This window comes from Salinicola sp. MH3R3-1, assembly GCF_001937155.1.
In the GTDB taxonomy this organism is placed as follows: Bacteria; Pseudomonadota; Gammaproteobacteria; order Pseudomonadales; family Halomonadaceae; genus Salinicola; species Salinicola halophyticus.
In genome coordinates, this window is sequence record NZ_MSDP01000097.1 from 1 (window position 1) to 465 (window position 465).

Below are 465 nucleotides of genomic sequence, written 5' to 3' on the forward strand. Positions count from 1 at the left end.
CGGTAGTCTGGGTATCGGCGACGGCCACCGCCGCGTCGTTGGTACCGGTCACCGTTACGGTCAGCGTCGAGGTGGCGGTGCCACCCTGGCCGTCGCTGACGGTGTAGCTGATCTGGGTCTTGTCGGTCTGACCCGCGGCCAGGCGATCGAACGCCGTGCCCGGATTGAAGCTGTAGGAGCCATCCGCGTTCAGCGTGAAGGTCCCGCCATTGGAGCCGGTGATGGCCTGCCCCACGCTGCCCGCCGCGCCGTTGACCGCGCTGACGCTCAGCGTGCCGCCATCGACATCGCTGTCGTTGGCCAGCACGCCCTGGGCCGCGGCGATATTGAGAGTGGCGTTCTCGCCGGTGCTGCCGGTATCGGCGACGGCGACCGGCGCATCGTTGGTACCGGTCACCGTTACGGTCAGCGTCGAGGTGGCGGTGCCGCCTTGGCCATCGCTGACGGTGTAGCTGACTTTAGTGT

Annotated in this window: 1 protein-coding gene; it reads right to left on the minus strand. The window is 67.7% G+C overall.

All coding sequences use genetic code 11. From position 1 onward, the window contains the following. Positions 1-465: Ig-like domain-containing protein (locus BTW08_RS18525; RefSeq protein WP_168170689.1), on the minus strand; the 465-nt coding region annotated here is incomplete at both ends.